This window comes from Candidatus Nitrosocosmicus sp. FF01 (assembly GCF_047711275.1).
GTDB lineage: Archaea > Thermoproteota > Nitrososphaeria > Nitrososphaerales > Nitrososphaeraceae > Nitrosocosmicus.
Genome location: NZ_JBLNIG010000002.1, coordinates 778,377 through 795,432, shown reverse-complemented (window position 1 = coordinate 795,432; position 17,056 = coordinate 778,377). Strand labels below are relative to the sequence as shown.

At 32.9% G+C, this 17,056-nt stretch carries 16 protein-coding genes; 7 read left to right on the top strand and 9 right to left on the bottom strand.

The window, feature by feature from the left end; all coding sequences use genetic code 11:
• Window positions 1-83: 83 nt before the first annotated feature.
• The 4 genes from ACMT7R_RS09665 to ACMT7R_RS09650 all read right to left on the bottom strand — a co-directional run bounded on the left by ACMT7R_RS09665 (window position 84) and on the right by ACMT7R_RS09650 (window position 3,127).
• Window positions 84-716: a universal stress protein gene (locus ACMT7R_RS09665; RefSeq protein WP_415311511.1), complete on the bottom strand. Its 633-nt coding sequence runs from the start codon at window positions 714-716 to the stop codon at window positions 84-86.
• A 332-nt stretch (window positions 717-1,048) separates the two neighbouring features.
• Window positions 1,049-1,408 (bottom strand): hypothetical protein, encoded by a 360-nt coding sequence (locus ACMT7R_RS09660; protein WP_415311509.1) that lies wholly within the window; start codon window positions 1,406-1,408, stop codon window positions 1,049-1,051.
• 87 nt (window positions 1,409-1,495) lie between these two features.
• Window positions 1,496-1,993, bottom strand: coding sequence for a ferredoxin family protein (locus tag ACMT7R_RS09655; protein ID WP_415311507.1), 498 nt, complete (start codon window positions 1,991-1,993; stop codon window positions 1,496-1,498).
• 474 nt (window positions 1,994-2,467) lie between these two features.
• Window positions 2,468-3,127, bottom strand: a complete 660-nt coding sequence (locus ACMT7R_RS09650; RefSeq protein ID WP_415311506.1) for a uracil-DNA glycosylase — start codon at window positions 3,125-3,127, stop codon at window positions 2,468-2,470.
• 1,063 nt (window positions 3,128-4,190) lie between these two features.
• Here ACMT7R_RS09650 and ACMT7R_RS09645 point away from each other — a divergent pair.
• On the top strand, window positions 4,191-4,364 hold the full coding sequence (locus tag ACMT7R_RS09645; protein WP_415311504.1) for a CDGSH iron-sulfur domain-containing protein: 174 nt from the start codon (window positions 4,191-4,193) through the stop codon (window positions 4,362-4,364).
• Between the two features lie 741 nt (window positions 4,365-5,105).
• On the opposite strand, the gene ACMT7R_RS09640 is transcribed toward ACMT7R_RS09645, so the two are convergent.
• From ACMT7R_RS09640 to ACMT7R_RS09625, 4 genes are all read right to left on the bottom strand, one after another.
• A complete protein-coding gene (locus ACMT7R_RS09640; protein WP_415311503.1) occupies window positions 5,106-5,471 on the bottom strand; it encodes a DUF488 domain-containing protein in 366 nt (121 codons plus the stop codon).
• A 241-nt stretch (window positions 5,472-5,712) separates the two neighbouring features.
• Complete coding sequence (locus ACMT7R_RS09635; protein WP_415311502.1) at window positions 5,713-6,444, bottom strand: hypothetical protein; 732 nt, start codon at window positions 6,442-6,444, stop codon at window positions 5,713-5,715.
• Between the two features lie 164 nt (window positions 6,445-6,608).
• Window positions 6,609-7,112, bottom strand: coding sequence for a cyclic nucleotide-binding/CBS domain-containing protein (locus ACMT7R_RS09630; protein WP_415311500.1), 504 nt, complete (start codon window positions 7,110-7,112; stop codon window positions 6,609-6,611).
• Between the two features lie 40 nt (window positions 7,113-7,152).
• Window positions 7,153-8,262 carry a Rieske 2Fe-2S domain-containing protein gene (locus ACMT7R_RS09625; protein WP_415311498.1) on the bottom strand — a complete coding sequence of 370 codons (1,110 nt, stop codon included), beginning with the start codon at window positions 8,260-8,262 and terminating at the stop codon, window positions 7,153-7,155.
• Window positions 8,263-9,359: 1,097 nt separating this feature from the next.
• On the opposite strand from ACMT7R_RS09625, the gene ACMT7R_RS09620 reads away from it, so the two are divergent.
• The 3 genes from ACMT7R_RS09620 to ACMT7R_RS09610 all read left to right on the top strand — a co-directional run bounded on the left by ACMT7R_RS09620 (window position 9,360) and on the right by ACMT7R_RS09610 (window position 11,686).
• On the top strand, window positions 9,360-9,785 hold the full coding sequence (locus ACMT7R_RS09620) for a rhodanese-like domain-containing protein (RefSeq protein WP_415311496.1): 426 nt from the start codon (window positions 9,360-9,362) through the stop codon (window positions 9,783-9,785).
• A gap of 660 nt (window positions 9,786-10,445) precedes the next feature.
• Window positions 10,446-10,985, top strand: a complete 540-nt coding sequence (locus ACMT7R_RS09615) for a patatin-like phospholipase family protein (RefSeq protein WP_415311495.1) — start codon at window positions 10,446-10,448, stop codon at window positions 10,983-10,985.
• 5 nt (window positions 10,986-10,990) lie between these two features.
• Window positions 10,991-11,686 (top strand): hypothetical protein, encoded by a 696-nt coding sequence (locus tag ACMT7R_RS09610; RefSeq protein WP_415311493.1) that lies wholly within the window; start codon window positions 10,991-10,993, stop codon window positions 11,684-11,686.
• Between the two features lie 887 nt (window positions 11,687-12,573).
• On the opposite strand, the gene ACMT7R_RS09605 is transcribed toward ACMT7R_RS09610, so the two are convergent.
• A complete protein-coding gene (locus ACMT7R_RS09605) occupies window positions 12,574-13,050 on the bottom strand; it encodes a hypothetical protein (RefSeq protein WP_415311491.1) in 477 nt (158 codons plus the stop codon).
• A 173-nt stretch (window positions 13,051-13,223) separates the two neighbouring features.
• Between ACMT7R_RS09605 and ACMT7R_RS09600 the strand changes: the two genes are divergently transcribed.
• The 3 genes from ACMT7R_RS09600 to ACMT7R_RS09590 all read left to right on the top strand — a co-directional run bounded on the left by ACMT7R_RS09600 (window position 13,224) and on the right by ACMT7R_RS09590 (window position 17,012).
• Window positions 13,224-14,279 (top strand): alcohol dehydrogenase, encoded by a 1,056-nt coding sequence (locus tag ACMT7R_RS09600; RefSeq protein WP_415311489.1) that lies wholly within the window; start codon window positions 13,224-13,226, stop codon window positions 14,277-14,279.
• On the top strand, window positions 14,276-15,691 hold the full coding sequence (locus ACMT7R_RS09595; RefSeq protein WP_415311487.1) for an NAD-dependent succinate-semialdehyde dehydrogenase: 1,416 nt from the start codon (window positions 14,276-14,278) through the stop codon (window positions 15,689-15,691). Before ACMT7R_RS09600 ends, ACMT7R_RS09595 begins: the two co-directional genes overlap by 4 nt.
• A gap of 70 nt (window positions 15,692-15,761) precedes the next feature.
• Complete coding sequence (locus ACMT7R_RS09590; RefSeq protein WP_415311485.1) at window positions 15,762-17,012, top strand: patatin-like phospholipase family protein; 1,251 nt, start codon at window positions 15,762-15,764, stop codon at window positions 17,010-17,012.
• Window positions 17,013-17,056 lie beyond the last annotated feature (44 nt).

The window sequence follows — 17,056 nt, the reverse complement described above, 5'->3', positions numbered from 1 at the left end:
CAGCAATAACTATAGTTATCAGTATTTTAATTTTGAAAACTGATAAGATGAGGTATTGGTAGTTGGTTTTTCCAAATTATATTTTATTGTAACAACAGGACGGGCAAGTCAACATGACTAATTATCTTTCTCGTTTTACTAAACAATGAGTTTATCCAAGAATCCATATGAGATGATGATATGATAAGCAAATCATATTTTGATTCTTTTATTTCCTTCACAATTTCGTCGGGAACAAACCCCGGTCTTATTTTGTAAGATATTTTATTTCCAAAACCGGTGGTTTCGATTTCTTTAATCTTGTCTTCCATAGATTTGATAAATCTTCCCTCTATCTTAATAGTGTAGGTACCATTTCTCACCTTTGATTCATTACTAGATGAAATCGATGAATTTACTTTAGACCCCATGTTGGTCCTTTTGTTCGATAAATTCATGGAAGAATTTTCCAAATTGTCCAAATTTCCAATAACCTGTAGAATGACAATTTCAGCTTTTGAAATATTAGATAAGTAGATAGAATAATCAACTGCTTTGTCTGAATCATGGGTACCATCATAAGTAACTAATATTTTATTAAAGGAAAGTTTGTTGGCTCCAATTACTGAATCAGAAGTGCTATTGATTGGTTTAATTTCATTTGGAGATTTATCAATATCTTTAGAAAATGCAGTATCTGATTTACTTGTAGGTATGATATCACTATTTGTAACCATAAATTTATTTGTCTAATATATTATTTATATACAGTAATTATCAGAAAGGCGCTGTTAACTTTCCTCAAATTAACATATAAGAGCATATCGCATAATAATTTGAGAGGATTGTATTTGCATATGTATATAACTATTTTATGAAATAATTATGAAGCAGATTCGGGCATATCATTTTGTAATGCAATAGACATATCTCTTGTTTCTTCATGAAAATATACAAAATTTTGCTATAAATGAACATGATCAGTTTTCTGTTCCTAGACTGAAGATAAATAAGCAGTCATATTGCGGAAGTTGATGGTAAATAAATTGAGTTACAAGCCTTAAACAACTTATTTCTTTGAACTTGTTTCTCTTAGAACGGTTCCATAATCTACATCGGTCCTTTTTCTCATATAGGGAATTAATTTATAATGGATTGAATAATACTTCTTTTCTTGTACAAGAATTTCTTTAACCAAAAGAGATATCATACCTCCAGTCATCTTTGACATAGGAATGTTCCTTTCTATTGAAACTTTGTCTCTCATCTTGTGATACTCTTTTGATGTAAAATAGTTCCTATTTAGTTCTAATATTAAGGGCCAAATAATATACTCCCATACTAATCTGCGATTCTCGGTGGAAGTTGCATATTTACCTTTATCATTTGAACCTCTCTTAATTCCAATAGTTTTTCTTTCGAGAGTCAACTTTTTTTTGGATCCTATTCAGCTAAGATATTGATCACTTTCGATAAACTTTAAGAGCAAAATTTGTCTTCATTTATTTACCCTATTTTAGCCAAAAGTCTTTGACATTTCGTCATGAACTGTTAGGTTTTCTTCATCTACTTTGATAGAATTGGTTGGACATACAGTAACACAGGCCATACACCAAATGCAATCACGTTCTCTTATCGGGTCTGGTTTATCGGTAAAATCCTTTCTTCCTTCTCTATTGCGATCTTCACCTATTCCTTCACTTGTAGCATTCGTCATTTCAATAGCGGGAAGATCTTGCTCTGATCTATACCATTGATATACTTGTACAGGACATGCTTCAATACATGCTCCATCTGCAATACACGAATCCCAGTCTACCGCTACGAATGTTCCATGGACTCCCAGACCTACGTATTCTTCATTTCTTTGTCTATAAGCATCTTGAACATCTGCATTTTCGGAGGATTCTGCGTCTTTTCTTCCCGGTCCCCAAACAAAATGAAATCTTCCATCTGCGTTTTTGTGTTTTCCAATAATTTGATGATTCTTTGGAAATTCAGGATCTATTGGCATATTGTGTTAGCCCAACCCGCCTATATAACAACTTGGAATTATTTGCAATCGTTAGTAATCAATAGATTAAATTTTAATTAATATCGTCGTAACACAATTAGAATGATGAAAGTGTTTTATCATCTATTCAAACATTAGAATATTAAGTTATAAACCATATTGATATTTTTTTGTTCCCTGTCAAAGAGTTTTGATAAGAAGTTGGAAATAACATCTACAAATTCTAAAGTAATCTTAGATTCAGTTGTTAAATACAGAAATAGTGGCATTAGAAATGTTACCAAGTATATCTATTACAATAGTTAAATAACTTGATTCTCATAATCATCTGTCTGATAACTCTATAAATTCTCGTTTGAAATTAATTTGGTATAATGGAAAGTATAATTTCTTTATATAAATAAGAAAAACATTTGTTTGTTTTTGTTGTTATTTGAGTTAAATGAAATTTGTCTGAAAATGGAGTCTATTTTCCTATAGTTTGAGCAATAATTGAGCATATCTAAATACGTTAATCCACATATCCCATGTCAAGGTTCCTGTATTTGTGTTTCTCTTACTAGGATGATAAGAACATATTAATTTTTTATCCTCCTTTATAGGATAGACTAAATTATGACCAAAGGATAATCCTTTCAAACCTGATATTTTACAGTAACCATCAAAAGCAATTTTTCCAAGTGTAATAATAACTTTAATACGATTTCCTAACAATTTTATTTCCGTTCTCAAATGTTGAGAGCAATTCATTATTTCTAGCGATGTAGGAATATTCTTTGGTGGCGCGCACTTAACTATGGCTGTAATATACGTGTTCCTTAATTCGTAGCCATCATTCTTTGAGATGCTGATTTGCTGATTTGCAAAACCTGTCTCATATAATGCTTTTGCTAACCAATCACCCGAGCTGTCTCCTGTGAATATTCTACCTGTTCTATTACCACCATGTGCTGCAGGTGCCAATCCAATAATTAAAAGGGCGGCATTGGGATCACCAAACCCTGGTAAAGGTTTTGCCCAATAATCCTCACCAATAAACCGCTTGACTTTTGTCCGACGTACATGCTCTATGTACTTGGTCAAACGAGGACATTGCTTACATTCAATTACTTTATCGACAAAATTGTCAAACAACTTTCATACAGCTCTTTCATCAAAGGTAATTTTGAAATGGTTTTACTGCTATTTATACTAGAGTAAACAGTGTCACCATTTTTAATTATGGATATGGATAGCGAAAGAAAAACAATTTTTCCAATACATGGACTAATTTCACCTAGATCTTCCTCTCAGTCTCACTTTTTCATTGAAGGCCCAATAAGCATGCATCCAGTCCAATTTTCGATTCAGGTTATCTTTATAATGATATTGTCCCAAGTCTGAGTTAAAGAATGTTTAATTAGTCATAGGAGAGAGAGAGAGAAATTAAACATGGATTGAATTATAAAGGTATATAACAATCAAAATATAAAACCAATTAAGAATTCTTGTAGTTTATACGAGCTAGACATTCCTCAAAAATAGGTAATCGAAAAATCATCTGATCGTAAAGTAGAGTTGTGTTTTTAGCATTATATGTTTCCTGTAAAGAATATAGTCGGATCAGAACATTTACTATAACTCAGATCCAAAGACCATTAATAAATCTACGAAATATATGGATAACAAATTATCAACTTGTGATAGCATTTTGATAAAAAAATTTATCTTTTGAATTTTTTGACAGAAAATGTAAAGAATAAAAAAATACAAGTTAACAAGCATAAATTCGAACTCAGTTTATATTTTATTGTAGTCCTAAATGCAACAATTAATGACTCGAGCAATATTTTATTTTTATCCATAGTACCTGACATGATAAGTCAATTTAATAGTATGCTACCTGCTTTCAGATCTTTACGAGTCAAAAAAATTTGTTAATCATATAACATCATCATGTACATGTGGGAATTACAACATAGTTAGACAACCATACCCTTGTTTAAAGTTGGTCACATCTGGGCAAAATATAGGCAGATAAGTTAAACATGGCAGTTGAATAATCAAGCAAGGTTTTGGACAGCAATTAATTTGTATTCATCAATAAAATTGCTTCTAAAAGCATTACCGATATTATTAATTGCGATTTATGTCAAGATGCTAACATTATTTGAGGCTCAAAAATATTTCTTATATATTGATTCTGTGGTTACAGAATATGGCTAAAGTAGAAATTAATTGTACCGAGAACGGACCAATTATCGTAATGGTAGACAATAAAACCTTCACAGTACTACGTAGATGCGGTAGTTCTAAGAATAAGCCATATTGTGATGGTATGCATGTAAAGATAGATTTTAAAGCGGAATCTAAAGAAATTCAGGTCGTATAAGTAATCAAAACCATTCAATAATGCCGGCAATGTTATTACCAGGAAAGTTATCTTTCTTACTACTCGGCTAATTTGAAACAAAACATTAACAAAATTAAATCAGGTTCTTTAAATTTATTTTCTTTTATTACTTGTTACGTCAAATAAAATACATTTGACTTGGAAAATTATTTTTGATAAATTCATTTCCGTGACGAATTAGAATAATCGCTTGGAAGAAGACTGAATTGTTTTTATGTGCATTAAGATCGAAATCAAAATGAAAGACTTTTTTATTACAAGATCTATTTCTCGATTAAGAACTATCCATATTATACCAATTAACTAACGATTTTGTTTATTTTAATTTATGAAAATATAAATACACCCATAGGCAATTTGCTTTAATATGATCCTAAAAGTTTTTGTGGAGGAATTTTATAATATTTCAGTTTGGAATTCAAATCTAGAAAAATACAGTGAACAGGTCATAATTTTTTCTTTTATTTAAAAACTGTTGATGTATCAGCATATTTATGAGCAATAACTTATCAGTAGCATAAATTTAATCTCATATTATGGAGTAACGATCTTTTCACCATTGTGATGAATTGTCTCAAGTTTATTATTATTCAAGACATACACTTTACATATATATCCATGTCATTAGAACCAATCGATATTAATAACAAGAATGACCGTATTTCTTTTATAATTTATGTTACTTTTACAAGATATCAAACATTAGCACCAAAAATCTATCTACTTTTTAATATTGTCAAGATATTCTTTCAGCGCAACTGCATTGTTGAATTTTTCATTTTTTGCCCCATATAACAAGATTACGGAGCCTTCTTCTGTCTTATTTAAAATGATATTTACGGATTCATTACATTTTTCAAGTTCTTTGAAATATCTCAATTTAAATTCATCCCATTTTTTTTCATCATGGTTAAACCATTTTCTTAACAAAGTACTTGGTGCTATATCTTTTATCCACAAATCAATATTTACTTCATTTTTGCTTAGACCACGGGGCCAGAGCCGGTCCACTAAAATCCGGAAAGCGCTGTTTTGATCCCCATCCTTTCTGTTAAGGTTATCATATATTCTTTCAATTTTTATCATTGATATTACAACGACTATGATACTATTCTGTCTATAAAGTATTAAAGAGATTTCAAATTCTAGATAAATAAAATCAAGTAAATTGTGCAAATGTAATTATTATCTCGATTGATTTTGTAAGAATAAAAGTTACAAATCAAAGATATCCATGAATAACAATTTCTGCATGGATATTTTAAATACCGTCACATTTTTTAATACTTTTGAAAAACATATGAATTAGAATCTCTTTGCGAATTAGTCATAAATTGTGATAATATATCTCAAATAATTGTAGAAAAATTGGAATCAAGAGCAATACAATAGTTATAGATATGGTACCAATGCTAAGAGTCTTTAGAATTATTTCATATAGAGATGTTTTGTTATTTATATTGTTGGCTCTCTTGTCCTCCTTATACAGTCTCGAAACTCTGATTTCCAAATAGCTTAACAATAACGGTATTAATGAAATTGATATCGACTTAAGAGTCATTGAATCTGTTTGGATTACAAATCCAGCCAGAAATGGTAACATACCCCACGAAATCGCAAACCAAAAGTTGTTGTGAAATCTCCCACCAAACAACTCAAAATTATATGCAAATAGAAAAAAACCCTCTGCAATTCCTAACAGTATTAAAAGTGGTGCGTGTACCAATGCATAGTAAACTCCTAGAACATAAGAAACCACCAAACAGATTATTATAATTATCCAAGACTGTTTTTTGTCAAGAAAGTCGCCCCACGGTTTGATTTTCTTTGATCCAATGTTATCAGCTATATGGGCAGCAATTCCCAATGATAGAAAGTAAATCAATACAATTACACCTAGCCTTTTGTAATCGTAATCATTTACGATTATGTTTCCCCATATTACGAAAGATATACACATTCCTGTATAAGGCAGGAACAACATACCGCAAAATAGCCTAAACTTTCGTGGACCAAACTTTGGAACAAACCATTCGTTTAATCTATTATCTTTATACACTTTTTATCAGTTTTAAATCAATAGAGAGGCATGAAACATAGGATAATTTTTAGTAAACTGAGATAATCCTTTGGATAAAAGAATTGAAGATAATTTCTCTTCCCCACTGTTCTAATAATTAGTATTCCAAATTCATGATGATTATACCATGGGCGCTGTTATATTTATTTGTAAAAAGAATTGCTAAACCACAAGCGCGAAAAATCTTCGTATACATCTTTTTGAGGGATTGGAAAATCACTTGCTATAACAGTAGTAATTAGCTCTTTATTACCCATTAGCAGCTTAAATATGTCATGCTCAGTAACAATACCTACCAGCATATTTCCTTCCAAAATAATTACTCGCCTTATCTTTCGCTCATACATCAATTTCATTGCATCTAAAACGGATGCATTTTTTGAGAGTGTAATTAAGGGATTACTCATCAGTTTTCTGGCAGGAACTTCCAAGTCTGATAACGAAAATGCGCTTACTATTCTAACGATATCTCTCTCAGTAATAATACCTATAGGGTTCTTGCTTTCGTTGTTATCGATAACGACTACAGAACCTATATTATTATCAATCATAACCTTAGAGGCATCAAAAATATTTTGTTCTTGATCGATTACTTTGACATTTTCGTTAACGATCTCTGAAATACCAATCGATTCTAAACCCATCATTTATCTACTAGGTTCTTTTATATTAAACTATAATATCGTGTCAGTAACCCGTAAATTCTTCTATCTTGATTTTCTCACTTGAAATTCCCAATTCTTCTTGTAATAATACTCGCATGGCCTTTAACATGCCCGGTGGTCCACAAATGTAGAAAATAGATTTGTTTAATAAGTCAGTGTCAAGATATTTTAAAATCATCGCTTTATTTATTCTTCCATATTCTCCTTTCCAGTTATTACTGACATTTGATTGATTCCCATCATCTTTACCTTTACTAATAGTATAGATGATCTTTAAATTCTTGTTTAATTTTGTCCATTCATCAAACTCGCTTTTAAAAAGAATACTGCTGGAATCCCGGTTTGAATCAAACATTACTATTTTTAAAGGAATCTGTTTATCTGTAGCATATTTTATCATACTTCTAAATGGAGTAACACCTATTCCACCCGAAAGAAACACCACAGGCTTTGAATAATCATCTTCTAACACAAACCGACCTTCAGGACCTCTAACCTTGACTTTGGCACCTTCCTCTAAGGTAGAAAGCCTCTTTTTGTATGGAGAAGCTCTTATTTGGGTAGTAAACATTATAAAATCCTCAGTTGGGGAAGATGAAATGGTAAAGTGCCTAATCGGACCCTTGGGATCATTATTGACACCACCGATATCAAAAAATGCGAATTGGCCTGCAGTATATTCTAACAAAGGTGGTGTTAGCGCGTCTCCTCCTAATTGACTATTCTCTTTACTAAATTTAAATGACATTACATTAGTGCCCTCAACCCTAATTACTTTTAACAATCTGAGCTCAAATTGAACTGAGGATCTACTTTTATCTGGTTTTTTGATTAGAACGTTATTGCCATCTATTTTTACCTCATATACAGGCTCTGGTTCACTCGCCGGAGGATTTGTTACCTTTCCTGTCCTTAAATCAAATTTAGCACCATGCCACGGACATTGAACTTCATATCCCTCTAGGGTGCCGTCTGCCAGCGGGCCTCCTTCATGAGTACAGATACTACCTATTGCATAGTATTTTCCATCGATATTGGCAATGCAAACACTTTCGCCGTCGACCTGAACCTCTTTTAACTGTGATAGAGGTATATCTTTAGTGTCAGCAACTATAATGAAATCTTCGCCCATTTTCGATAATTTTGATATGCATTACATTTAGTATATGGGTTACTCTTTCAAAAGTTGAGTTTGAATTCCAAATATTTTACCTACTAACATTGTTCTTATTTGATTTAATGTACTCCAGACACGGATTGCTAAAATATTATAATGGAACAATGAAAGAAACTAGCTGTCGTGATATTATACTTTAAATAGAGTAATTTTTAGATATGAGTCCTACAAACGCTCTATTTACATCGTGTAACTCTGTGTTTTGGAAGTGAATAATTAGCCACATGAAGTTTTTAGAATGAGAACGATTTTACAATGAAGTTAATCGCCAAGTTCGAAAGACATTATCGTCGTTAGCAAAGTACTGAATCATACCAAAGGTCTTTTAATTTGAAGGAGCTTAAAATTCGGTAAAGCGAATCCAAATTATAATCAATTACCAACATCAAATGCTAATTATTTATACATTGTTGACAACTAATTAGTACCCAAGAAATTATCAACCACCAAATCTAGGAGCGACGTGACTCTGGGCTCTGGCTCAGGTACTGCGCTTATCTAGATAGTTAGTTATCCCCACACAACTATATTTTTAGTAATAGTTAATTCACTGTATATAAAAAGGAATCTTTGATATCCAGATTCACAAAGTGTTTAAAACTAACAAAATACATTTAGATCGAATTATAATATCGGTAAGTTACCAAGTCTTAATAAAGTACTATATTTAGTAGTTTCAAGTCAGTGTAAGTTATATGATGGTCAAACAAGAGAGATAGAGTGAGATTAAACAGATACAATTAGAATATTCTAGTTTGTATGACAGTGACGGATCTTGAGTTGTGTAATTAATAAAAGATGAAGTCGGAAAGGAATCGCAATTAACGAGACATCTTTTTTTCTTACCACAATTTTCAAAGTCAATCAAAGTAGCTAGAGAAAAGAATTTCGTATAAGGTATGGTCAAAAATACCTTGTATTATTAACCATTACCTTGGAATGGGACAGCTTTTTATACCATGTGATTTATGTTTTGAAATTTGAGCTTTTTTACTTCGGTTGTCAACAGCTTAAGGAAATCAAATATAGTTGATGTATAGTATTGTCTTTTAGTGACAAATAAAATAGATCCGAAAGAATTGCATAGAAAAAGAGGCGAGCAGGGAAAATATATCATAATAGATGTAAGAGATGGTAAGGAATTAGAAGGCCAAGAATCCGATGGCGGAGACAGCAAGATATTTGGAGCCGTCAATATACCACTTACACGGTTATTAAGTGACTTAAGAAATGGGGATTTAGATAGACTTAGACAAGTTACAATATATCTATACTCTACAGTGGGTAATAGAGCAGACATTGCAGCAGATGAGCTTAATAAACAAGGATTCAACGCCTTTAGTATTAGAGGTGGGTATATTGCATGGAAGCAGGAGGTAGAAGGAAGACAAAACGTTGTTAAACTTGGAAAATTTAAAGAGGTCTATGAAAAGATAGCAAAAAAATTAAGATCATCGAAAGAAAAGCCTTACACCTAGATTGATCACATAGAGGTCATAAAATAAATATTAAATATGGCATAAATTAAATGACTTAAATAAAAAGAGATAAAAAATAGATTAGTAAAATATAAATTATGACAAACCCGTAATTCACCAAAGAAATCAATTAACTTAGGATGTTTTAAATTCTGTATACAAAATCATCGTCAAAAGATTATTTGGAAATTCAATGCCGTTTACTGGATGGAAACTATTAGCGTATCTTTTTTAGCGACAAAATAAACTAATTTTGGAAGTGAATTGAACTTCAACCTCAAAGTTGTGTTTCTCATTATTGCATTATAGAACGTATTAACGTCTTTCATTTACTTGGTTCCTCTTTTCTACCAATTACGCCAAAAAGCCAAAGGAACAAGGATACTGGTTGGTATATATACCAAACCAATTGAGAGATCCAATTGAATCCTAGCACTTGCCATCTTTCTCATCGTGATAAAATAGATTAATAATATATTGATATTATTTACCAGAATTTTTTTAGAAATTTTAATGATACCGATTCGTGTAGCACCTCGTAAGTAAATGGAATAGCAGAATTAGTGAAAAATAAAATGCGTACAAGATTATCAACCAACTCGAAATACCGTATAGGATAATAGCAACTACACGAAAACATAAGTAAGTAGATTATAACATATGACCAAGAATCTTGAAAACGTATTATTGCTCCAAGGAGGGGGGTCTCTGGGCGCCTTTGGGTGTGGAGTCTATAAAGCCCTGGTAAAAAATAATATCAATATCGACATAATTGCAGGGACCTCTATCGGCGGTATTAATGCGGCAATAATAGCTGGAACTAAAAACAAAGAACGTGCAGAAGAACTATTGGAAAATTTTTGGATGGAATTATCTGATAGCTTTGTAGATTTAGATAAACGCGGATTTTTTAGTTATTGGCCCAGATTAATGGCACAAAATTTTTTTCCCGATTATGATTTTATAAAATCGATACCAACAAACCTAACGAAAGGATCGGATATTAAATACAATGTCAGTACCAAGGTAAATGAACAGAAAATTAAAATAGACCAACTCAAATCTTTTTACAGTTCAGCCATTTTTGGAAATGATAAAATGTTTATCCCCAGATGGTCTTCGGATTATATCTTGACAGATCAGGAGTATTTCAAGCCACAAAAATGGACCTATTTGTACGATCACTTCACCTTTAGATAAAAACCTTGGAAAAGTATGTTGACTATGACAAATTAAAGCCTGGTGGAAATCCTAAAATGCGTTTAATTTTAACTGCTGTAAATGTTTTGACTGCAGAACCATTAACATTTGATAGTTATAAAGAACAAATAACCCCAAAACATATCCTCGCTACATCTGCATATCCACTATACAATTTTCGTTGGGTAGAAGTCGAAGATGGAATATATGCATGGGATGGTAGCCTACTTAGTAACACTCCATTAAGGGAGGTTATAGCAGCTTCGCCAGTAAAAGATAAAATGATATGTTTGGTAGAAAATTATCCTCCACGAATAGATAAACTTCCAGAAAATTTGCCGGATGTCTATCACAGGACCCGCGATATCATGTTTTCTGATAAATCCAAGCACAATGTAAGAATGTCAAAAGTAATATCCATGTACCTAAATTACATGGAGGAGCTCTATCAGATAGTAGAAAATAATATTGATAAAATACATGTAGACGAAAAACAGCTCAAACGAATACGTCGCAAGTATAGAAAATATAAACAGGAACATGGTGCCGAAATAAAAGAAATTTATTATATAACTAGAGATGAACACCATCCTCACCTTTATGAGAATGCAGACTTTAGACCTGAAACAATCAAAAATGCTATAAGGGAAGGAGAAGAGAAGGCAAATAAAGCTATCAAGAGTAACAAAATTACACAATAAGAGATCCAAAGTGTGGATATCCGTAATCAATGATCTTGATGGCATTAAGCACCTATTGATATTAATTTCTAGATTTCATATACAAAAAAAATCCGATGGACAACAAAAATAATATTGAATAAAAGAATTTAATTCAAAAGGCATTTTGTGAATTATACAAGATATAATAGGTTTACTTATTAGCGCGACCTTACAATCATCTCTTTCTTTAACCAAAAGAGATATCATACCTCCACTCGTCTCTGACACAGGAATGTTTCTCTCTATTGAAACTTTATCTCTCATCTCGTGATACTCTTTTGACGTGAAATAGTTCCTATTTAGTTGATTAGGGTATTCGTGTTGAACCTAGTGATACTACATGATTTGATCGTAGTTTACTTGCATCTTATTATTTCAAATGGAAATGACGAGAAAAAATATTAGTCTTAACTAAAACCTTCTTTGTGTATCCAATAGTAAGAAACCTTGTCGACATCTATCCAATAGTCTCTGTCCCTGCATCAATGATAATTTTTTTGAATTATCATCGAATGTCACATTATGTTTATGCAGTTAAATACTTTCATTATCGTCTAGCCTATGCATTACTTCTCCATTTTGATCCAAACAATTTTTTATATTTTCATAATTTGCCTTAGTTATTGGCGATTAGCATATCTTTCTAAGGTTAAAACGATAATTTTACTTTTGAAGAGATTTTTGTATAATAGACAAAATTACTATTAGTTCTTAGTTGATACAAATAAAATCAATATTGAAATTACCTGTTAATTAGATATCTAAACTAAATGATCAATAAGATAGAAAACCTGTCTCCAGTTAAATATAGGATAGGAGAGAAAGAGAGGAGGTTGTTTTGCTGTTTGATGTCAGAAAATTGATATTTACAGGGAATTCATGAAATTTCTAAATTCGACAGAGTGAACATCGTTTGTCTTATCCCACACTTTCTTAAATTTTGGTATAGTCATTATTGTTTTCGCAAGACCTCTCCAGCGAAACCATACATCGGAATCAATCATATCTCTTTTATTAAGTGAAAATAAGAATTCAAACAAGTCTAAGAATGCCACTATTATATAATATTCGTCTGGACTATCGACTAAAGAAAATCGATCTGCAAAAATGGGACTTTCCTTTGCCATCTTGGTAAATGATTCGGTGTTTTCAAGTTTGAGCCTCGCATCCATTATTCTAGAATAAATCTGCTGTTCACTTTGTATTTTCGAGTTTTTCATCCATTGTTCACTTTGTTTATGCATATTTTTTCTTACAAGTGAAAAATTTACTATCGCTACAACAAATAGCCCAGCAACTACTATAAGAGAGATTAATGGCACATAAGCCAAAAATGAATCCATTTATGGAATAATAATAAGCCAAGTATATTATTTTTAACATATACTGGACGAATAAAACAATTGAGTAACTATTACCAAAAGTATCTATTATTAAAAAAATAATCTCAATATATCTTTTAATTTCGCCATTTATATTGATCATTCTTTATATGCAGTAACCGCCTAATACTAATATGAAATCTGCAAGAATTACTAGAACACACGAACCTTTGGAAGTACAACAACTCGACATTCCTAAACCTATGGGACCACAGGTTCTCGTTAAAGTAAATTCTTCTGGAGTCTGCCATAGCGATATTCATTTGTGGGATGGAGGTTATGAAGGGCTTGATGGGCAACTCCTGAAAACAACAGATAGAGGTGTAAAATATCCTTTGACTCCAGGTCACGAAATATCTGGTATGGTGGAAGATCTAGGAGATCAAGCCGAAGGATTCAGTAAAAATGAAAAAGTTATTGTGTATCCCTGGATAGGTGAAGGTTTATGCCCTGCTTGTAGAAGTGGTGAAGAAAATCTTTGCGATAAACCGAGATCACTGGGCATATATTTAGATGGAGGATATTCAGAGTACGTTTTAGTACCAAGTTACAAATATCTAGTAAAAATAAGTGATGAATTGGACATGGACGCAGCTGCAACTTTGTCATGTTCAGCGCTTACTGCATACGGAGCAGTTAAGAACGCCAAGTTAAAACCAAGTGACAATGTTGTGATTGTCGGCACAGGTGGATTGGGATTGATGGCCATACAATTAGCAAGAGCAGTTACAGGAGCTAGAATAATTGCGCTTGATATTGACGACGACAAATTAAAAACTGCCAAAGAAAGTGGTGCAAATGATGTAATCAATTCAAAAAAAGAAGATCCCGTTAAGGCAATAATGAAATTAACAAACAATCTTGGCGCAGATGCAGTGATTGATTTTGTCAATGCATCAAAAACCGTAGAGACTGATATGGAATTTCTAAGAAGAAGGGCAAGGGTAGTTTTGGTTGGACTGTTTGGCGGAGAATTAAAATTGGGACTGGTAAGCGTACCGACAAGAGCATACCGGTTAATTGGATCATACACTGGAACGATAAATGATTTGGTAGAATTAGTTTCATTAACAGAAAGGGGAGTAATAAAACCGGTAATTTCAAATCGCTTCAAACTTGAGGAGAGTACACAGGCTTTGACGATGCTAAAAGAGGGCAAAATTATAGGTAGGGGTGTGATCAAACCATGAAAGATTCGTTGCCATCCGCAGTTATGGAATTTGAGACAATAAATCCCGCAACAGAAGATGTAATCAATCAATACAAAATTATTACCAATGATCAGATAAATGACAAAGTTAAGAGATCCAAAGCTGCATTTCAAGAGTGGAAAAAAGATGCAAATAAGAGAACAGATTTTCTCCATGCTTTTGCTAATGAATTACGAAAAGATAAAGAAAACCTGGCTAGGACAGCTACAAATGAAATGGGTAAGCCAATAAAAGAAGCTAGATCGGAAGTTGAAAAGTGTGCTTGGGTAATGGAGTATTACGCTGATAATGGACAGATCCTCTCAACGGATGAAATCATAAATACAGACGCAAGGAAAACTGTGATAAAATTTCAGCCGATCGGAGTAATAGGCAGCATAATGCCGTGGAACTTTCCTTACTGGCAAGCATTAAGGTTTGCAGCACCTTCACTAATGGTTGGTAATACAATTATGTTAAAACCATCTAGCGCTACTATGCAATGTGGGATCAATATAGAAAATGCTTTCGACAGAACTGGGATACCAGAAGGAGTGTTTCAAACACTGATAGGCGACTCAAGTATTGCAGAGTCACTAATCGATTCGGAAATTGACGCCGTAACATTTACAGGGAGTGTTCCGATAGGTGCAAAGGTTGCACAAAGGGCCGCATCTCGAGTAAAGAAAACGGTATTAGAGTTGGGAGGAAGTGATCCCTTCATAGTATGCAATGATGCCGATATTGAGAAAGCATCTGACGGCGCCATTAAAGGACGATTCATAAATTGTGGTCAAAGTTGCATAGCTTCAAAGCGGTTTATCGTAGTAAATGAAATTGCTAACGAATTCATTGAAAAATTCGTTAAAAAAACTGAATCGCTTAATGTGGGAAATCCCCTATCTGACAATACTGATATAGGTCCTCTTGTAAATGCCAGTGGCCTAAAGAAAATAGATTCGCAGGTTAAAACCTCAATTAAAGAAGGTGCGGAAGTTCTGACAGGGGGAGAACAGATAGGAAAAAAAGGATATTTTTACAAGCCTACAATACTTAGGAATATCAAACCCGAAATGTCTATTGCCCAAGAGGAAGTATTCGGTCCAGTTGCTCCGATTATCATAGCCAGTGATAATACAGAAGCGATAAGAATTGCCAATGATTCAGAATATGGCCTAGGAGCAAGTATATGGACTCAAGATTTAGACAAGGCAGAAAGGCTTTCAAGTGTTATCGAGTCAGGCATTGTATCTGTAAATAATGTTGTCGCTTCCGATCCCAGAGTACCTTTTGGCGGATTAAAAAAGAGTGGTTATGGAAGGGAGCTATCAAGGTACGGCATGCTTGAATTTGTAAATATAAAATCAGTCAGATTTTATGATCAATTGATTCACAACCATCATGTAGAGTGACAGCAAGAAATGACAAGCAACAATAAAGTAATATCAAGTAAGTACATGTTCAAGGAGAGAATATTTGATTATGTCTGATAACACCCTCGAAAATGTATTGATACTTCAAGGCGGGGGCTCTCTAGGTGCTTTTGGGTGCGGAGTCTACAAAGCTCTTGTAAAAAATAATATCAGTTTAGATGTGATTGCAGGCACTTCCATTGGCGGAGTAAATGCTGCAATTATAGCTGGCAGTAAAAAGCAGGAAAATATAGATCAAACTTTAGAGGAGTTTTGGATGGAACTATCCGAGGGCTTTGTGGATATCGATAAGCTTTCGCCATTTTCAGCTTGGAACTGGTATATGAAAACATTGCAAATACCTTCCATGTATAACTATTACCCCTTTGATTCCCTTTTATCTGCGACCCTAGCAGGAGTAAAGGAAAACTATTCTTTGAATAGAATTGAAATGGAGACAAAGGTAAAACAAATAAAATCCTTTTACAGTTCAGTCATTTTTGGAAATGACAAAATGTTTATCCCCAGATGGGCACCAGAGTGCGCTTTAAAAGATCCAGAATATTTTTCACCACAAAAATGGACCTATTTGTACGATCATTCACCTTTAGAAAAAACCTTGGAAAAGTATGTTGACTATGACAAATTAAAGCCTGGTGGAAATTCGAATATACGCTTGATTTTAACTGCGGTAAATGTTATGACTGCTCGACCATTAACATTTGATAGTTATAAAGAACAAATAACACCAAAACATATCCTCGCTACATCTGCATATCCATTATATAACTTTCATTGGATAAAAGTAAAAGACGGAGTTTTTGCATGGGATGGTAGCCTACTTAGTAACACTCCATTAAGGGAGGTTATAGCAGCTACTCCAGTAAGAGATAAAAGAATATTCATCGTAGAAAATTATCCAAAGAACATTGACAGTCTGCCGGAAAATTTGCCCGAAGTTTATCACAGGGCCCGTGACATCATGTTTTCGGATAAAACAGAACACAATATACAAATGTCAAAAGTAATATCAAGATATTTGGATTATATTGAAGAGCTTTATCAGACCTTAGAAAATAATGTTGATAAATTACAAATAGATGAAAAACGACTCAAAAGAATACGTCAAAAATATAAAGTATACAAACAGGAACATGGTGCCGAAATAAAAGAAATTTACCATGTGAAACGCGAGGAGTCAAATCCCCATATAACTGAGAATGCCGATTTTTCGCCCCAGACAATTAAGAATGCGATAAAGGAAGGAGAAGAAAAAACAAACAACATTATCAAAAATAATCACAAGCGATTTTCCAAGTAAAAAATCTAATTTACCTACAGTGAATATATAAAACAAAGGAAAAA